The sequence below is a fragment of the Mesorhizobium sp. M7A.F.Ca.MR.362.00.0.0 genome (assembly GCF_004023175.1).
Classification (GTDB): Bacteria; Pseudomonadota; Alphaproteobacteria; order Rhizobiales; family Rhizobiaceae; genus Mesorhizobium.
Window position 1 is genome coordinate 1 of the sequence record NZ_RZTF01001213.1, and the last position, 219, is coordinate 219.

Sequence of the window (219 nt, forward strand, 5' to 3'; positions counted from 1 at the left end):
CCGATCATCCTCTCCGATACGGTCGGCTTCATTTCGGACCTGCCGACGCATCTGATCGCGGCTTTCCGCGCCACCCTGGAAGAGGTGGTCGAGGCCGATCTCGTGCTTCATCTGCGCGACATTTCCGATCCGGACACTGCTGCACAAGCGGAAGACGTCGAGCGCATCCTGGCCGACCTCGGTGTCGACGCCGGCGACGCCAAGCGCGTGATAGAAGTG

General features: G+C 63.0%; 1 pseudogene. It reads left to right on the forward strand.

Annotation, left to right across the window (positions count from 1 at the left end):
* Window positions 1-219: pseudogene (locus EOC06_RS39675) on the forward strand (GTPase HflX); the annotation flags it as partial.